This window comes from Xanthomarina sp. (genome assembly GCF_035306705.1).
Taxonomy (GTDB): domain Bacteria; phylum Bacteroidota; class Bacteroidia; order Flavobacteriales; family Flavobacteriaceae; genus Xanthomarina.
This window is the reverse complement of the sequence record NZ_DATGNO010000100.1, coordinates 1-15,021: the sequence shown is the minus strand read 5'-3', so window position 1 is coordinate 15,021 and position 15,021 is coordinate 1. Positions and strand designations below refer to the sequence as shown.

Sequence of the window (15,021 nt, the reverse complement as noted above, 5' to 3'; positions counted from 1 at the left end):
CCGACTTACTTTTTCATTATTTGATTTTACTTCAAGCCAAAGGATTTCAATTTAATGATATTATAAAGGTTTTAGAGAAAAGGCATTTAAAATAAAAATGGAAGTAACTTAAGAAATCCAATTTCTAAAAATACATCTATTGGCAAATGTTACTTGGTAAATTCCAATTAAAATGATAAAAACTGGAATAGCCATGGCTATTGGGCCATACAGTTCCCTAACTTTGCTTTCGAAAAAGCTAAAATTCATTTGGACTATAATTCCAATTAATGAGATTATAAAGAATATAAGCGCTGTTTTTTTCTTAAACAATAAGGATATCGCTCCCAAAGTGCCTGCAAAAACAGCTACTGCAAACGCTACTGAAGCCCATATTGGAACTTGAAACAGGGCTTGCTGTTTATGAGTTAAAATAGCTAGTTGTTCGTCTGTTATAAAAGTTTGTTTTAAATATGCAGTAACTCCAATAAGATTCCAAACCAAAGAAGCAATTCCTACAAGCCAAAACCATAAAGTGGGCTTATTAGTTGATTTATTAGCCATAATGATAATATTTAGGGTTCTTATTTACATACAAGGTATAAAAAATTTGGCAGTTCTCGAAAATGCCTTATTTTTCGGCATAAAACTAAAGTGTTGTGTTTAACAAAAGATATTACTACGTTGTAACTGTTCAATATTTAGGATATAGATTTCATGGTTGGCAAAAACAACCAAACTTAAAAACGGTTCATCTTATGATAGACAGAACCCTTAACTTTATTTTTGAAGGAAAACGTTTTAAAAGCCTAGGATCTGGAAGAACAGACGCTATGGTTTCTGCTCAAGAAGCTGCTTTCGAGTTGTTTGTTTACGAACCTTTGGAAGATTTTGAAGAATTTCTGACCTTATTTAACATCAACCTTCCACAGGATATTCGGGCGCTTTCTGTAAGAGAAGTAACTAAGGATTTTAATGTTATAAATGATGCTAAAATTAAGGAATACCTATATGTTTTTGCCCATGGCGACAAATACCATCCATTTTGTGCACCAATTATGACTACAATTTTAGATAAACTGGATATAGAAGCCATGAAGCAAGGTGCTAAACTTTTTGAAGGTTTTCATAACTTTAAAACCTACTGTTATAAAGCAACAGATAATGGCATTTACAACAGGGAAATCCTGACCTGTGAAATTGTGGAAAACACACTTTTTACAGCTAATTTCTTTCCTAAAACATCGTATATTCTTCGGGTTAGAGGACAAGGTTTTATGCGAAATCAAATCCGATTAATTATGGGAGCCTTAATAAAACTTGGGAAAGGAGAAATTGCTTTAGATTATATAACAGAATCCTTAAAGCCCGAAAGCACAGAGGTTATGGATTATATTGCACCAGCTTCAGGCCTTATTTTAAATAAAGTCGAATTCGAATAATAGTTTGTTATTTAAAAAAAACATCTATAAAACCTTATTTTATAAATTAAAATAGTTTTTGAGTTAACATGTTTTCTATTAAGGTTAGTATAAATTTTATTATTGCATCATATTTGTGATACAGACTTGGTAATCAAGTTTAATAAATAACCAAAAAACTTAAAATCATGAAAAGAATAATATTTATGTTGGTCTTTTTATTTTCACTTTCCATTGCATTTACAGGATGTAGAGACGAAAAAAAAGCAGATAACAAAGTAGAAAAAGCCATAGATAAGGCTGGAGATAATATTAAAGACGCCGCCGACGATGTTGGAGATGCCATTGAGGATGCTGCAGATGATGTTGGCGACGCTTTAGATGGTAAGTAACCAGCCATATCAAATTAACAGTTAAAATTACAAACTTTTTAAAAACTTATCAATATGAAAAATGTATTATATATAGCAGTCTTTATGTTTACTACGGTGTTTTTTGCACAAAACAAACCTAAAAATGTATCTGAAGAAACAACCACTAAAACCATTACAATCGATGATGGTCAAGAAGTAACAGAACAGAAAGTGAAAATAACAACTCGCGAAGAACAAAAAATCGAGTTAGATGAAAGTGAGAAAAACAATGTCAATCAGGATATTGTTGCTTCTCCAACAAAAGTAACACAAACTATTGAAATAGATACCGAAATGGATCCGATATACAATTCTAAAACCGAATCGATTCATTATAATTATAATGATGAGAATTATGTTTTCAAGAAAAATAGTAAAGGATTTATGGTTTCAGAATTAGCCTCAGATTCAGAAATGGATTTTGGTAATATTCTAAGAACAAGTAGGGCGAACAACTATTATTTTACTTCAAACGATTATAATGGTATTGGGTATTTTGACACAAACAATAATTTTGTTATTGAATATTATGATGCTAGTAAAAACGCCATTGTTAAAAAGGTTTTTACCATGGCCAAATAATTATTAGGCAAGTATTTTTATAAAACATATAAACTTTAAAAATCTCAGATCAACTATCGATTTGAGATTTTTTTATTATAAAAACTTCAGTTGTTTTCACTCAACATCTTCACGGTTTGATACTTGAATGCAGATTTTATATCTATTACGTTGCTGGATTGTATTGCCTTTAATAGAGGGTTTTTAGCAGTAAATATTGATTACCATTATATTGTTGAAAGCACGTAGATAATAGTAGTGATCAAGCCTATTAAAAACACAAATACTGAATAGAGCAAAAGGGATTGTTTTATAGAAATAACTAATCCTAGAAAATATAAGTCGTTAATCAGTTCATTGTAAATAGCATTGCCACTACTCATGATACGTTCAAATTCTTGTTTAAATTCTGTTAATGTTTGTTTCGAAAAATTATCGGCATATAATGTTCCTTTATAACCACTTTTTTCAAATTTCCTTCCCAAATAGCGATGGGGAAGCATACTAAACAAAGCAAAAATCATAGATAACATACTGCTTATTACTAGTATTTTAGTGCCTAAATCTATATTTAATGTTTTATTGCTTTTATCTATAAAATGAATACCAAACAATAGCGAAGTTATGATGGAGTTTACAGTTAAAATTATCCTCGCTTTATTATCAACCATTTTTAAAAGATTGTAATGGTTTTTAGAGAGTGTTCTAAAAAGCGTTTGTACGCCTCTAGAATCATATTTTTCCAATTTTTCTTGACGTAAACTGAAATCACTTACATTTTTAATGTTTTCTTCCATGATAATTGATTTAAATTTCACATAAATGCTTTACTTCATTTAAAACTCTTTGCATCCTAATTTCTGAAACTCCAATATCTCTCATGGTTTCAGTTGAATTGGCTAATTCTTTAACTAGAACAATGTTTTTCTCTATAAGCTGGTGTTTTTCCTTTTTTGTTAAACTTGTTAAAGTAGTTACAGGATATAAGGCTAAGCTGTCGATATTTGCTTTTAAACCATTGTTTTTAGGATAATCCCAACTCAACAAAGTCAAACCTACACATTTTGCATAATTTATGGCATCTTCAGTAAACCTGGTGTTTGTTACCAACCAACCTTGTTTTAAATGGGTTTTATTGTTTGGATCCTTATTCCATTCCTTTTGTATATCCAAAAATCTGGAATTAATGTATAAAGGTACTCTTACATTACTTGTTCCTTTAGCGTCCGAATGAAATTTACATTCAATAGCATATACATTTCCTTCTTTTTCAGCAAGAACATCAATTTCATGAGTAACACATTCGCCATTTAAAATAACTCCTACTTTAGTTTTAAATCCTTTTTCTTTTAGTAGGGCACCTATCAATCTCTCAAAAGGAAAACCCGTTGGCCCTAAATCGAAAATAGCACGTTTTAAACTATATCTAGAAGCCGAGATCCTGTTGTGTTTCTTTAATAAAGCAAATGCTTTTTTATATATATGATTGGATGACATTCCATCAAAAGCCTCCAATTGAATTTTAGTCACTATAGTTTCGACTACATCCTGGGCTGCACCTGTAGACAAGAGCGATTGTCTTAATTTTTCAAATGAAAAAAGCTCTGTTTCCCCATTACTTTTTTTAATAAAAACTTGCTTTTCCATAATAATTTAATGTTTTAAAATCTTAGAATTTCTGTCATGATTCCAAATCTAATAACAGAAATTTGATGTTGAAAATAAATATTGTAATAATCCATACCATGATAAAACTGAACAAAGAAACCTATGTCTTCCAAGAATTTTGGATGGTAATAAAAGGTGAGTTTGGCATTAAGTCGCTCTAAATCAAGCATCTTTAAATTGTTGTAATTATCAAGCATAAAGATGGTTTCAGCTTTTAATGAAAACCTTGCTCGATTTTGATTTGTCAATTTGTTTAAAGGGAATTTAAATGAAGTAAACGCATTGTGCCATCTCAAACCGCTATAAGAACCTTGCAGCTCGTCTTGCATCCAGTATTTTGGATGAATTTCCATAGAGCTTTTTAAAGTTTTAATGGCTTTTAAGGTTTTACTAAAATCAGTTTGGATAAGCCCTAATTCGATAAAATTTGTCGAAAAATTTCCAGACTCTAAATTTATGGAACCATCTTCCTTATAAAATTCGCCATCCTGTCCATTAGAATGATGTGCAAGTCTTCCAAATAAAACCGAGTATTCTAGTTCACTTTTATGGTTTAAAAGATAAAATACAGAAATTTGAGGAATATAACTAGGTGTTTGAACAGGATAGGAGTATTCGTTGTACATTCTAATAATAATCTGAGGAGTTAATATGGCCATCAGCTTAGAATCCTTCCGTTTTCTTATCACAAATGACGGATTTACATTGGCTTCAAATATTAAGGGTTCTATATTTCCAATATCTGTGGGAAAGGTAATATAGCTATCACTTTGATTGATTAATGCTATTTTTTCTAACGAAAGTTTAGGCATAAGAGAGTCTGAATTCTGTGCCGATAAATAAAAGGTAGAACTAAAAACAAGAATCAATATGATGAATCTAAACGGCATCTTTATTTATAAATTACTCTTACAGAGATGGTTGTGTCTTTAATTAAGTTAAAACTAGCTTTTTTAAAATTTGGACGATTGTTCAATCCAAAATCATCATAATTAGATAACCCAATGCCTTCTTTAGGTAATGGCAACATAAATTTTTTATCTATTTTTTTGTTGTTGTTTTCGTCATGTAAAACGGTTACTGCGTAAAAACCCAGAGGTAAATTGTTAAAGGTGACTTTCGCCTTCTTATCTACAATTTCCACAATATCTTTTTTATAATAATTTTTAAGTTTTTCATCAGGGATTGAGCCGTCTTTATTATATAGTGTAAATACAACTGTGCCATCCGAATTATTTAATTCTTTCACTTTTATGGTTAAATCATGTGTGTTCGTTTCAGTATTTGTAATGAGTGCTACAAATAATATCAAACTCAAAATGAGCGCTTTTTCCATAGAAATTTATTGAATTTATAAAAGGCTATAAGTGAAAAAGTAAATGTTAACAACATTCTAAAAAGCATGGCTTCAATAGTTTTTGTTTCGTAAATACCTCCATTTTTAATGTGAAAATGCAAAGCAATAAACGCAAGGATTAAAATAATCAATGCTGTAATTAAAACCGAGAAAGTCCATTTTTTACTTTTAACAAACCCGTAAACGGCCAAAAAATAAAGAATACTACAAATAAAATTTGCCCATACAATAAAAAGAACATAATTGCCTTCTTTAGCTCTAATACCGAACCAATCGAAAATTACCGAGCTACTCATAAACAAAGTAAGTAAAGCAAATAGGAGCAAAATAATAGCACTTGCCATTGGGACTATTTTTATATTTTTCATGAGATCGGTTTTTTTGTTATACGTTCACCTAACCACCATTTAGGCCTGTCTTGTTTGTTTATCAATCCGAATTTGTTAATAGAGTGAGATTTAATGTGGGTAATTACTTCCTCAACAGAATCGGTTACAAATAACAACTCCATATCCTCCGGACTAATGCTTTCATTTTTCGCCATTAATTCAATATGTTCGCATAATTCCTTATGATATTCTGAATCAAAAATAACTACAGGAAAATCTTGGATTATTTGAGTTTGTATAAGTGTTAAAGCTTCAAAAAGTTCATCTAAAGTGCCAATTCCACCAGGCATAACTACAAAAGCGTAGGAGTATTTTACTAAAACTACTTTGCGTATAAAGAAGTATGGAATGTCTATCCATTTATGAAGATACGGATTTTGTTTCTGCTCAAAGGGTAAAATAATATTGCATCCAACGGAATATCCACCGGCTTCAAAAGCACCTTTGTTTGCGGCTTCCATAATTCCAGGGCCACCACCAGTCATTACGGTAAATCCTATTTTTGCTAATTCAGCTCCAATTTTTTCGGCATTTTTATAATGCTCAGAGTCTTTTGTAAATCGGGCAGAGCCAAAAACCGTCACACAAGGCCCAATAAAATGCATTTTCCTAAACGCATTGATAAAGTTAAAAAACACTTTAAAAGCAAAGGTTAATTCTTTAAAACGAGATAATGGACCTCTAACAAACAAGGATTCGTCTGTTGAAAGTTTATGATTGTTTTGTGTTTCCATAAAAGTGCTATTTAAGAGGTTTTTTTATAACTCCAAACGGCCAGACCATTCATAATAACAGCATAAATAAGTGTTTTGATAAGTTGTGGCAGTATATCCATAAAGCCAGAACCTTTAAGCATAACCATCCGCATCACTTCAACAAAATATTTAATAGGATTAAACTCTGTAAGGATTTGAGCCCATTCTGGCATGCTTTCAATTGGTGTAAACAAACCACTCATTAGTATAAAAATTACAACAAAAAACCAAGCAATAAACATGGCTTGTTGTTGCGTATCTGTAAAATTTGAAATAAATAATCCCATTCCAAGAATCACTAAAATATAAATAGAAGTGTAAGCGTACATTAATAATAAACTCCCCACCATTGGAACATCAAAAATTAACCTTGCCAATATTAATCCTATGGTTAATAAGCCCATGCCTATAATCCAAAACGGAAAGAGTTTACCAATTATAAATTGGCTTTTTTTAATAGGTGTTACGTTTATTTGCTCTAAGGTGCCAATTTCTTTCTCCCTAACTATATTCATTCCTGAAAGAAATAAAGTAATCATGGTAACTAGTAATACAAGAATCCCTGGAACCATAAAAGTTTTGTAATTTAGGGTTTCATTATACCAAAATAACGGAATGGTTTCAATATTAACAGGCTTAATTTGTGCATCTGAGATTTGCATCAAATCCGTTCTAATATGCTTGTTGTAGTTTTGAATTATTTGTGTGATATATACGTTTTCTACACCAGCAGCTGCACCATCAATGGCATTTATGGTTATACCAAGATTTACTTTTTTTTCTTTTTGTAAATCCCGTTCAAAATGCGTAGGAATCTCTAAAACCACATCTACTTCGCCTTTTAGCATCGCAGAACTTGCAATTGCTTCTGAAGGAAAAACAGTTAACACGTTAAAATAGGTTGATGCCTCAAACTTTTCTATTAATGCTCTGGATAGGGAACTCTGATCATTGTCTATATATGCGAATTTGATGTTTTTAACTTCAAAAGTTGCCGCATTTGATAGAATAACCAATTGGAGTAGTGGTAACACAAAAATAATTGGGAGCATGCCTTTATTTCTAAAGATTTGCTTAAACTCCTTTTGTATGATGTATCTTATTGTTTTCATATAACTTCCTGCGAAGACAGGAATCTCTTTTTTTAATTTACAATACCTACTTTTTCACTCCAACCTAATTTTATATTTTTTTATGCTCAATCCTATAAAAAAGACAGTCATTCCCAATAAAATAAGGGTCTCTTTCCATAAAAATTGTAAACCGACACCTTTTAGCATAATCCCTTTTAAAATGATGATAAACCATTTGGCAGGAATGGCATGACTTATTATTTGTAAAGGCATAGGCATACTTGAAATAGGAAAAATAAAACCAGACAACAAAATAACTGGAAGCATGAGTCCCATTAAAGAAATCATCATGGCTGTTTGCTGGGTTGCTGAAATGGTTGAAATTAAAATCCCTAAAGCCAAAGCCGAAATAATAAACAACACACTTTCCAGACCTAATAAAAACAAACTACCTTGTACGGGCATTTTAAAGATGAATATGCTCAATAATACAATAACAACTGCATTGATAATCGATAGAAAAATATATGGAAACACCTTGCCTATAATAACTTGAAAAGGTTTTATAGGAGACACTAATAAAATTTCCATAGTGCCGAGTTCTTTTTCCCTAGTTATGGAAATGGAAGTCATCATGGCTGAAACCAACATTAAAATAATAGTCATAACGCCAGGAACAAACATATACACGCTTTTTAATTCTGGGTTATAAACCATTCGTGGTTGTGGAACAATAACATAGTTGATGGTAATACCTTTATTTTGCTCTTGTTGGTAATTTTGTAAAATAGAGTTCACATAATTACTAATGGTATTTGCTGTGTTAGGGTCTGTGGCGTCTGTAATTATTTGAACAGTTGCCCGATGGTCTTTTACTAAGTTTTTACTGAAATCTTTTTCGAAATTTAAAACAGCTTTTACTTTTCCTTTTTTGAAAACAGCTTCAATATCATCTTCACGTTCAATGATTTGTTCGATACTAAAATATTTTGAAGCGGAGATTTTATTGATAATTTCTTTGGTTGTAGCATCTTTAGAATGATCTAAAATGGCAATGTCCACATTGTTGATTTCATTGGTAATAGCAAAACCAAACAGAAGAATTTGGACTATAGGCATGCCAAAAAGAATAAACAATGAGCGTCTATCTCTAAAAATATGATAAAATTCTTTTGTTATAAAGCCTATAAATCGTTTCATAATACATTCTTGCGAAAGCAGGAATCTTTTTTAAGTTTGTTATTATTATCTTTCCCTTTGATGACGATAAAACACGTAGGTTTTTACATTAAACTCCTACGGTAATCTGCGTCATCTGCGGAATAACTTTTTAGCCTCTAGCCAATTTTAAAAACACATCATTCATACTATCTACCTGAAATTGTTCCTTTAATTTTTTAGGTGTGTCTAAGGCTTCAATTCTGCCATCAACCATAATGGAAACGCGATCGCAATACTCCGCTTCATCCATATAATGCGTGGTAACAAAAATGGTTGTTCCTTGATGCGACGCTCTGTAAATCATTTCCCAAAACTGACGTCTGGTAATCGGATCCACGCCACCTGTAGGTTCATCTAGAAACACGATTTTAGGTTCATGTAATAAAGCCACTGAAAATGATATTTTTTGTTTCCAACCTAAAGGTAAGGAACCAACTAATTGATTGGACACTTCCTCCAAACCTAAATCTTCAATAAGCTCCTTGGTCTTTTCTTTAATTTTTAATTTTGATAAGCCGTAAATGCCACCAAAAAAAGTAATGTTTTCTTTAACGGTTAAGTCGTCGTACAAAGCAAACTTCTGGCTCATATAACCTATGTTTTTCTTGATATTTTCTGCTTGTGTAAAAACATCGAAACCCGCTACTTTTGCTGCTCCAGAAGTAGGAATGGAAATACCAATAAGCATTTTTATAGCTGTGGTTTTTCCTGCACCATTAGCACCAAGAAACCCAAAAATCTCTCCTTTTTTAACTTCAAAAGTAATGGCATTTACAGCTGTAAAATCCCCAAACATTTTGGTTAAACCTTCTGCTTCTATAACGTTCGTTTCTTTCATTGTTTTAATTAAACCTAAGTTTCAATACGTCGAGATTAAGAAACTTACAGGTTGTTATTTCGCCAATTCCATAAAACTATCTTCTATGGTTGCTTGAGTTTTTTCTATTCTAATATTCGACAGATTTTGTTCTTCTAAATAGGATTTTAAATTTTTAGGATTAAAATCCGAACGTGTATCTGTATAATGAACAAACTCTCCAAAAGGATACACACTATGCTGATGCGGGTAGGCCTTTAGGCTATTTATTAATTGATACATATTGTTGGCACTCACATTATAAATGGTTTTAGGGTACTGTTTTACAATGTTTTCGGGAGTGTCGATTTGAAGAATTTCCCCATCTTGAATCAGGGCAATCCTATCACATAAAGCGGCTTCGTCCATATATGGTGTGGATACTAAAATAGTAATACCCTTTAGTTGCAAGCGCTTTAACATTTCCCAGAATTCTTTTCTGGAAACAGGATCCACACCTGTGGTGGGTTCATCTAAGAACAAGACTTTGGGTTTGTGAATTAAGGCACAGCATAAGGCTAGTTTTTGTTTCATACCACCGGATAATTTTCCGGCTCTACGGTCTTTAAAAGGTTCAATTTGAACGTAAATATCTTCTATCAACTCGTAGTTTTCTTCAATGGTTGTTCCAAAAATAGTAGCAAAGAATGTGAGATTTTCTTCAACAGTTAAATCCTGATATAAGGAAAATCTCCCTGGCATATAACCCACGTGCTTCCTGATTTCCTTAAAGTCTTTTAATACATCTAAACCTGCTACAGTGGCGTTTCCTTCATTGGCAATTAACAGGGTAGTTAAGATTCTAAAAAGTGTTGTTTTACCTGCTCCATCAGGACCAATAAGCCCAAAAAGTTCATTGGGTTTTACTTCAAATGAAATATTCTGTAAAGCTTTGACCTCTTTATATGATTTTGATATATTGGAGACAGTAATTCCCACGAGTTCTAGTTTTGTACAATTATTTTAGTTTCTAAAGTAACTTTAGAAGTAATCGAATTTGAGATAAGACACGCTTTTTCCGATTTCTCTATAATACGTTGTGCACGATCGCGTTGGCTTTCGTCTGCAATTACCACTTCTGGAAACAATAGAATTTCACTCATAACAAACTTGCCATCTACCTTTTCTAAAATGCCTTTCGATGGACATTTAAAACTGATAAATTCCAATTTCGAGTATTCGGAGATTGCCAAAAAAGTCGTCATTAAACAACTGCTAACGGCAGCTGTAAATAAATGTTCTGGCGACCAAATATATGGCATCCCATTAGGGAACTCAGGAGGTGTTGCAACTTCCATGCAATTAGTTTCCTGAGTTTCCTTATTGTGTAATTCTGGAGAACACATGTTTCCTTTTCGGTCTTGAGTCCAAGTAATATCTACATTATAAACATGTTTTTCCATAATTATTTTTATTTTGAGATTATTTGAAATAGGTAGTATAAGCGTTTAAGTTATCTGTAATACTTTTTAAGGCTTCTGCACCTTCTTCTGTAGTTTTTGTTTCTAAAAGCACATTAATTTTTTCAATTAAAGGATGTAAAAACACATGAAGGTTGTCGTGTGATGGTCCTGTCATGGTACATTCCTTAACTAAAGTGTTTTTTCTACTATTTAGTTTATCAGCTAAGCTTAAATAGTCTGCAACGGTTTCTGTTTTACTTTCAGAAATTAGTTTTAGCATGTCGTTTACACCATCTGTAGTTTCAATATTGGCAAGCCATTGGGATCCATTATCCATTTGGATCTCATTCATCCAATTGTTATTTAATGCAGAACTAGCTTGATGGGTTTCATGGTTTTCATGTGAAACAATTTCAGTTTCTTCTTGTGTGTTTTGTTCTGTAGCATGTTCTTCTTTTTTGTTGTTACAACTTGTAAGAATAAATGCTAACATTGCGATTGATAAAAGTGTTTTTTTCATAATATTTGATTTTAAGGGTTGATTTTAATTTTTTAGCCACATTTCGGCTGGCATGCCTATTTTTAAGCTACCATCGTTTATAACAGTTATTTTTACTGCATAAACCAAAGCAACTCGTTCTTCTTTTGTTTGAATTATCTTTGGGGTGAACTCAGCTTCTGATGCAATCCAGGTAATGGTTCCTTCATAATCTTTCATGCCATCATCGGCATCAATTTTCACACCTACTTTTTCACCAATTGCTAAATTGGCCAATTGTATTTGACTTACAAAAACACGTAATTCCATAGTGTTTAAATCGGCTATTTTGTATAACGGTTTTCCAAAAGCTGTAATTTCATCAGGTTCTGAGTATTTGGTTAAAACGGTTCCATTTATTGGATTGATAATTTTACATTTTTCAATTTGATCATCAATTTGCTTTAACTGAACATCAATGCTTTTTAGCTCGTTAACAACTGGTGCATTTTGGATTTCTACGCTTCTTATTTGTTGTTTAATCACGTTTATTTCACCTAAAATATCATCCAATTGTTTTTGTGTACCAGCGTTATCTTTAATAAGGTTTTCAGTTCTGGTTTTATTGATATTGGCTGTTTTTAATTTGGCGTTCAACACAGCAATTTGCGATAAAACACCTTGGGATTTAGAGCTTACCACATCTTTTGATACTAAAAGTTGTTCGCGTTTTAAATATAAAGGAATGGTGTCGATATAACCAATAAACGCTTCTTTTTTAAGCACGTCTCCTTCATTGACTTGAAACGCCATGAGTTTGCCATTATTTTCAGCCGAAACAGTTATTTCTGTGGCTTCAAAATTTCCGTAACCATCAGCTTTTCCATTAGAATCGCCACAAGACACTAAACTTAAAACGCCTAAGCTAATTGCTATAAAATATGTGTGTATTTGTTTCATTTTATTGTCCTTGAGTGATGTTATAATTTGCTTTTGCCAATTCTAGCTGAATGTTGTGCGTTACCAGCATATTTTCAGCTTCAAATAAATTTGTTAGTTCAGTAATGTAGGTTGACGTTGTAATCACGCCATTTCTTAATTGGGATTCTGTTGCTAATAATACCTCTTTTCTTAGATCGATTATCTGTGAATCTATTGTGATATTCTCTGATATTTTATTAATTTCAGACTGATGTTGATTGAGTTCAATATTTGTATTTAATTGAAAAATTTCTGTTTCATTGTCAACAATATCTTTATTAATCATTAAAGATTCGCGTTTCTTTTTATTGGCATTCCAATCGAATACATTCCAGTTTAGTTTTACACCAACGGTATAAAATGGCTGAAAGGAATTATCCAACATATTTAATCCAGGATTTCCAATACCTCCGGTTGCAAATCCGAAGAGTTTTGGGATATTATCTTTTTGAATAAGTTGCTCCTGACTTTCAATTTCTTCTTTTTTAAGTTGAAATAAATCCATTTCTGGACGTTGAGTTGTAGGAGTGAGTCTGGTTGAAATTTGAGGTTCTTGAAACGTGGTTGAAACATCTAAAGATTGACCAATTAAAGCTGATAAGGTTTCAACTAACACCTTTTTATTGTTGTTTATGTCCGAAAACTGTTGCTTAATTCTTAACAATTCTGCTTCAATAACTTTATCTGAAGAAGGCAACATAGTTCCATATTGAATACCTGATTTTACTTCCTTTAGTTTACTTTCCAATTGTGTTTGCTTCGTTTCTAATAAACTAAAAGATTCATTAGAAAGCAGAATTGAAAAATAAAGTCGGTTCACCTGTTGTTTTAATTGATATAAACTGACTTCTAATTGTTTTTGTTGGGTTTTTAATTGAGCCGATTTCACTTTTGATGAGGCATCAATAGAACCACCATTGTATATAAGCTGATTCACTGAAAGTGTTGCGCGATATTGATCGTTATTGGGGGGTTCGATTCCAGTATTATCTAATGGAATTTGAGTGACATCAGATAGATAAGAAGCTTGAGCATCGAAACCTAACTGTGGTAATTTTGCTGTATCAATAGCGTCAAGTTCCAATTGCGTTTTATTTTCAAACAAAGCTCTTTGTTTGACCAAGGGATAATTTTCAGATACTAATTGATAGCAAGTTTCCAAACTAATTTGTTGTTGAGACCAACTTGTTATAGTTATTAAAAAGAAAACCAAGATGCTGATTATTGTCTTCATTTTAATGTTGTTTTATTGAATTAAATATAAATTCTGAAACTTCTGTTTTCCTTTGTTCCATAAGCTCTTTAAAACCTTTGTCGTCTTCTTTTGTAAAGGCCTTAATTAGAGGTTTTGCTACAAAAGGGAAGATATTTAACGCTAAAATGTTTATAAATAACTGATCGCCTTTGGTAGGTTTTAAGACGCCTTGGCTCACTTCTAATTCAACTTGTGCTTTAAATTTTTCAATATTTAATAAGGTAGAGTTTTCTTGAATTTTTATAATAAAATCTGGGTTTCTATTAAGTTCTTGAATAATAAAATTTGGTAAATAAGGGTGTTTTATAATAAAGGAAATATAATTAGAAGTAAAACTCTTTACCTTGTCTTCAATAGAAGAATTATCATTCAAAATCTTATTTAATTGAGGAGCTAGTAAGGAAAAGGCATTTTTAAAAACAGCTTCAAAAAGTAATTGTTTGCTTTTGTAATAATAATGAAGCATGGCCTTGTTAATACCTGCCTCATCTGCTATTTCTTGCATTCTAGCGCCATCCATACCTTTTGACTGAAATATATTTTTAGCTGCATCTAAAATTTGATCTTCTGTAGTATTATCTTTAGTTTTTGCCATAATTAACTATTTAGTTTAACCATTTGGTTAGCAAATATACAAAATTATATACAATGCAATAATAAAAGGATAAAAGAAGTTAGATGTAAAACACAATAACTTGCATGTCAGTATTTTAAAGCGTATAATTTTAAGGATAAAAAAATAGAATTAGAAAGAATTTAGTTAAAAACTCGTTTTTAAGTTTAACTTAAATCAAGTAATTATGATAATTACTATATTAGCTTAAAATATTTATACCTATCAAAACACTACCAAATTATATACTCATTGTCATGTTATTCTGTTTTATAAATCAAGTTATAGCACAGACTGATTCTATTACTCCTAGAAAAATAACAACGGAATATACAGACAAAGGGTTTGCTTTTAGTACATGGGACAATAATTACTTGTTACATATTGAATCTAGATTGCAGTTTCGTTTTGCAACACCTAATGACCAAAATCCATTAACTCTGGATGATTTCTATGGAGATAATCAAACAACTTTCAAAATTAATAGAGCCCGTTTAAAAATTGGTGGTCATGCCTATCAACCTTGGCTAAAATATTATTTTGAATATGAATTAGCTCAAGGAAATCTTTTGGATTTCAGAATTATGATTGAACGTTG

Annotated in this window: 19 protein-coding genes and 2 pseudogenes; 5 read left to right on the top strand and 16 right to left on the bottom strand. The window is 31.6% G+C overall.

Annotated elements, in window-relative coordinates; all coding sequences use genetic code 11:
* Nucleotides 1-95, top strand: a pseudogene (locus VKY47_RS08940) (bifunctional phosphoribosyl-AMP cyclohydrolase/phosphoribosyl-ATP diphosphatase HisIE); the annotation flags it as partial.
* Nucleotides 96-108: 13 nt separating this feature from the next.
* On the opposite strand, the gene VKY47_RS08935 reads toward VKY47_RS08940, so the two are convergent.
* On the bottom strand, nucleotides 109-543 hold the full coding sequence (locus tag VKY47_RS08935; protein ID WP_324312131.1) for a hypothetical protein: 435 nt from the start codon (nucleotides 541-543) through the stop codon (nucleotides 109-111).
* A 95-nt stretch (nucleotides 544-638) separates the two neighbouring features.
* Here VKY47_RS08935 and VKY47_RS08930 point away from each other — a divergent pair, with 95 nt between their 5' ends.
* The 3 genes from VKY47_RS08930 to VKY47_RS08920 all read left to right on the top strand — a co-directional run bounded on the left by VKY47_RS08930 (nucleotide 639) and on the right by VKY47_RS08920 (nucleotide 2,395).
* Nucleotides 639-1,421 carry a tRNA pseudouridine synthase A gene (locus VKY47_RS08930; protein ID WP_324312130.1) on the top strand — a complete coding sequence of 261 codons (783 nt, stop codon included), beginning with the start codon at nucleotides 639-641 and terminating at the stop codon, nucleotides 1,419-1,421.
* A gap of 167 nt (nucleotides 1,422-1,588) precedes the next feature.
* Entirely contained in the window at nucleotides 1,589-1,792 is a 204-nt protein-coding gene (locus VKY47_RS08925) for a hypothetical protein (protein WP_324312129.1), read from the top strand.
* A 54-nt stretch (nucleotides 1,793-1,846) separates the two neighbouring features.
* Complete coding sequence (locus tag VKY47_RS08920; protein WP_324312127.1) at nucleotides 1,847-2,395, top strand: hypothetical protein; 549 nt, start codon at nucleotides 1,847-1,849, stop codon at nucleotides 2,393-2,395.
* Between the two features lie 206 nt (nucleotides 2,396-2,601).
* Here VKY47_RS08920 and VKY47_RS08915 read toward each other — a convergent pair whose 3' ends face one another.
* The 15 genes from VKY47_RS08915 to VKY47_RS08845 form a co-directional block, all read right to left on the bottom strand.
* Complete coding sequence (locus VKY47_RS08915) at nucleotides 2,602-3,171, bottom strand: Pycsar system effector family protein (protein ID WP_324312126.1); 570 nt, start codon at nucleotides 3,169-3,171, stop codon at nucleotides 2,602-2,604.
* A 10-nt stretch (nucleotides 3,172-3,181) separates the two neighbouring features.
* A complete protein-coding gene (locus tag VKY47_RS08910; protein WP_324312125.1) occupies nucleotides 3,182-4,021 on the bottom strand; it encodes a restriction endonuclease in 840 nt (279 codons plus the stop codon).
* Nucleotides 4,022-4,035: 14 nt separating this feature from the next.
* Nucleotides 4,036-4,854, bottom strand: a complete 819-nt coding sequence (locus tag VKY47_RS08905) for a hypothetical protein (protein ID WP_324312124.1) — start codon at nucleotides 4,852-4,854, stop codon at nucleotides 4,036-4,038.
* Between the two features lie 80 nt (nucleotides 4,855-4,934).
* A complete protein-coding gene (locus tag VKY47_RS08900) occupies nucleotides 4,935-5,378 on the bottom strand; it encodes a DUF2141 domain-containing protein (RefSeq protein WP_324312122.1) in 444 nt (147 codons plus the stop codon).
* Nucleotides 5,357-5,767 carry a hypothetical protein gene (locus tag VKY47_RS08895; RefSeq protein ID WP_324312121.1) on the bottom strand — a complete coding sequence of 137 codons (411 nt, stop codon included), beginning with the start codon at nucleotides 5,765-5,767 and terminating at the stop codon, nucleotides 5,357-5,359. Before VKY47_RS08895 ends, VKY47_RS08900 begins: the two co-directional genes overlap by 22 nt.
* Complete coding sequence (locus VKY47_RS08890; protein WP_324312120.1) at nucleotides 5,764-6,522, bottom strand: LOG family protein; 759 nt, start codon at nucleotides 6,520-6,522, stop codon at nucleotides 5,764-5,766. The genes VKY47_RS08895 and VKY47_RS08890 overlap by 4 nt, the downstream gene beginning before the upstream one ends.
* Nucleotides 6,523-6,533: 11 nt before the next feature.
* Complete coding sequence (locus tag VKY47_RS08885) at nucleotides 6,534-7,655, bottom strand: ABC transporter permease (RefSeq protein ID WP_324312118.1); 1,122 nt, start codon at nucleotides 7,653-7,655, stop codon at nucleotides 6,534-6,536.
* A 54-nt stretch (nucleotides 7,656-7,709) separates the two neighbouring features.
* Nucleotides 7,710-8,816, bottom strand: a complete 1,107-nt coding sequence (locus VKY47_RS08880; protein ID WP_324312116.1) for an ABC transporter permease — start codon at nucleotides 8,814-8,816, stop codon at nucleotides 7,710-7,712.
* 130 nt (nucleotides 8,817-8,946) lie between these two features.
* The gene (locus VKY47_RS08875) at nucleotides 8,947-9,675 is read right to left on the bottom strand and encodes an ABC transporter ATP-binding protein (protein WP_324312114.1); all 729 of its coding nucleotides are present in this window, start codon (nucleotides 9,673-9,675) and stop codon (nucleotides 8,947-8,949) included.
* Between the two features lie 54 nt (nucleotides 9,676-9,729).
* A complete protein-coding gene (locus VKY47_RS08870) occupies nucleotides 9,730-10,632 on the bottom strand; it encodes an ABC transporter ATP-binding protein (RefSeq protein ID WP_324312112.1) in 903 nt (300 codons plus the stop codon).
* Nucleotides 10,633-10,637: 5 nt separating this feature from the next.
* Nucleotides 10,638-11,096: an OsmC family protein gene (locus VKY47_RS08865; RefSeq protein ID WP_324312110.1), complete on the bottom strand. Its 459-nt coding sequence runs from the start codon at nucleotides 11,094-11,096 to the stop codon at nucleotides 10,638-10,640.
* Between the two features lie 19 nt (nucleotides 11,097-11,115).
* Nucleotides 11,116-11,616 carry a hypothetical protein gene (locus tag VKY47_RS08860; protein WP_324312109.1) on the bottom strand — a complete coding sequence of 167 codons (501 nt, stop codon included), beginning with the start codon at nucleotides 11,614-11,616 and terminating at the stop codon, nucleotides 11,116-11,118.
* A gap of 24 nt (nucleotides 11,617-11,640) precedes the next feature.
* On the bottom strand, nucleotides 11,641-12,534 hold the full coding sequence (locus VKY47_RS08855) for an HlyD family secretion protein (RefSeq protein ID WP_324312108.1): 894 nt from the start codon (nucleotides 12,532-12,534) through the stop codon (nucleotides 11,641-11,643).
* Between the two features lies 1 nt (nucleotide 12,535).
* A complete protein-coding gene (locus VKY47_RS08850; protein ID WP_324312107.1) occupies nucleotides 12,536-13,789 on the bottom strand; it encodes a TolC family protein in 1,254 nt (417 codons plus the stop codon).
* 1 nt (nucleotide 13,790) lies between these two features.
* Nucleotides 13,791-14,405 carry a TetR/AcrR family transcriptional regulator gene (locus VKY47_RS08845; RefSeq protein WP_324312105.1) on the bottom strand — a complete coding sequence of 205 codons (615 nt, stop codon included), beginning with the start codon at nucleotides 14,403-14,405 and terminating at the stop codon, nucleotides 13,791-13,793.
* A gap of 275 nt (nucleotides 14,406-14,680) precedes the next feature.
* Between VKY47_RS08845 and VKY47_RS08840 the strand changes: the two are divergent.
* Nucleotides 14,681-15,021: pseudogene (locus tag VKY47_RS08840) on the top strand (porin); the annotation flags it as partial.

What these genes read in the sequence shown, in the direction of transcription:
- VKY47_RS08935 (WP_324312131.1), bottom strand. Translation starts at nt 543, where the DNA reads ATGGCTAATAAATCAACTAATAAGCCCACTTTATGGTTTTGGCTTGTA.
- VKY47_RS08925 (WP_324312129.1), top strand. Translation starts at nt 1,589, where the DNA reads ATGAAAAGAATAATATTTATGTTGGTCTTTTTATTTTCACTTTCCATT.
- VKY47_RS08920 (WP_324312127.1), top strand. Translation starts at nt 1,847, where the DNA reads ATGAAAAATGTATTATATATAGCAGTCTTTATGTTTACTACGGTGTTT.
- VKY47_RS08915 (WP_324312126.1), bottom strand. Translation starts at nt 3,171, where the DNA reads ATGGAAGAAAACATTAAAAATGTAAGTGATTTCAGTTTACGTCAAGAA.
- VKY47_RS08910 (WP_324312125.1), bottom strand. Translation starts at nt 4,021, where the DNA reads ATGGAAAAGCAAGTTTTTATTAAAAAAAGTAATGGGGAAACAGAGCTT.
- VKY47_RS08905 (WP_324312124.1), bottom strand. Translation starts at nt 4,854, where the DNA reads ATGCCTAAACTTTCGTTAGAAAAAATAGCATTAATCAATCAAAGTGAT.
- VKY47_RS08900 (WP_324312122.1), bottom strand. Translation starts at nt 5,378, where the DNA reads ATGGAAAAAGCGCTCATTTTGAGTTTGATATTATTTGTAGCACTCATT.
- VKY47_RS08895 (WP_324312121.1), bottom strand. Translation starts at nt 5,767, where the DNA reads ATGAAAAATATAAAAATAGTCCCAATGGCAAGTGCTATTATTTTGCTC.
- VKY47_RS08890 (WP_324312120.1), bottom strand. Translation starts at nt 6,522, where the DNA reads ATGGAAACACAAAACAATCATAAACTTTCAACAGACGAATCCTTGTTT.
- VKY47_RS08885 (WP_324312118.1), bottom strand. Translation starts at nt 7,655, where the DNA reads ATGAAAACAATAAGATACATCATACAAAAGGAGTTTAAGCAAATCTTT.
- VKY47_RS08880 (WP_324312116.1), bottom strand. Translation starts at nt 8,816, where the DNA reads ATGAAACGATTTATAGGCTTTATAACAAAAGAATTTTATCATATTTTT.
- VKY47_RS08875 (WP_324312114.1), bottom strand. Translation starts at nt 9,675, where the DNA reads ATGAAAGAAACGAACGTTATAGAAGCAGAAGGTTTAACCAAAATGTTT.
- VKY47_RS08865 (WP_324312110.1), bottom strand. Translation starts at nt 11,096, where the DNA reads ATGGAAAAACATGTTTATAATGTAGATATTACTTGGACTCAAGACCGA.
- VKY47_RS08860 (WP_324312109.1), bottom strand. Translation starts at nt 11,616, where the DNA reads ATGAAAAAAACACTTTTATCAATCGCAATGTTAGCATTTATTCTTACA.
- VKY47_RS08855 (WP_324312108.1), bottom strand. Translation starts at nt 12,534, where the DNA reads ATGAAACAAATACACACATATTTTATAGCAATTAGCTTAGGCGTTTTA.
- VKY47_RS08850 (WP_324312107.1), bottom strand. Translation starts at nt 13,789, where the DNA reads ATGAAGACAATAATCAGCATCTTGGTTTTCTTTTTAATAACTATAACA.
- VKY47_RS08845 (WP_324312105.1), bottom strand. Translation starts at nt 14,405, where the DNA reads ATGGCAAAAACTAAAGATAATACTACAGAAGATCAAATTTTAGATGCA.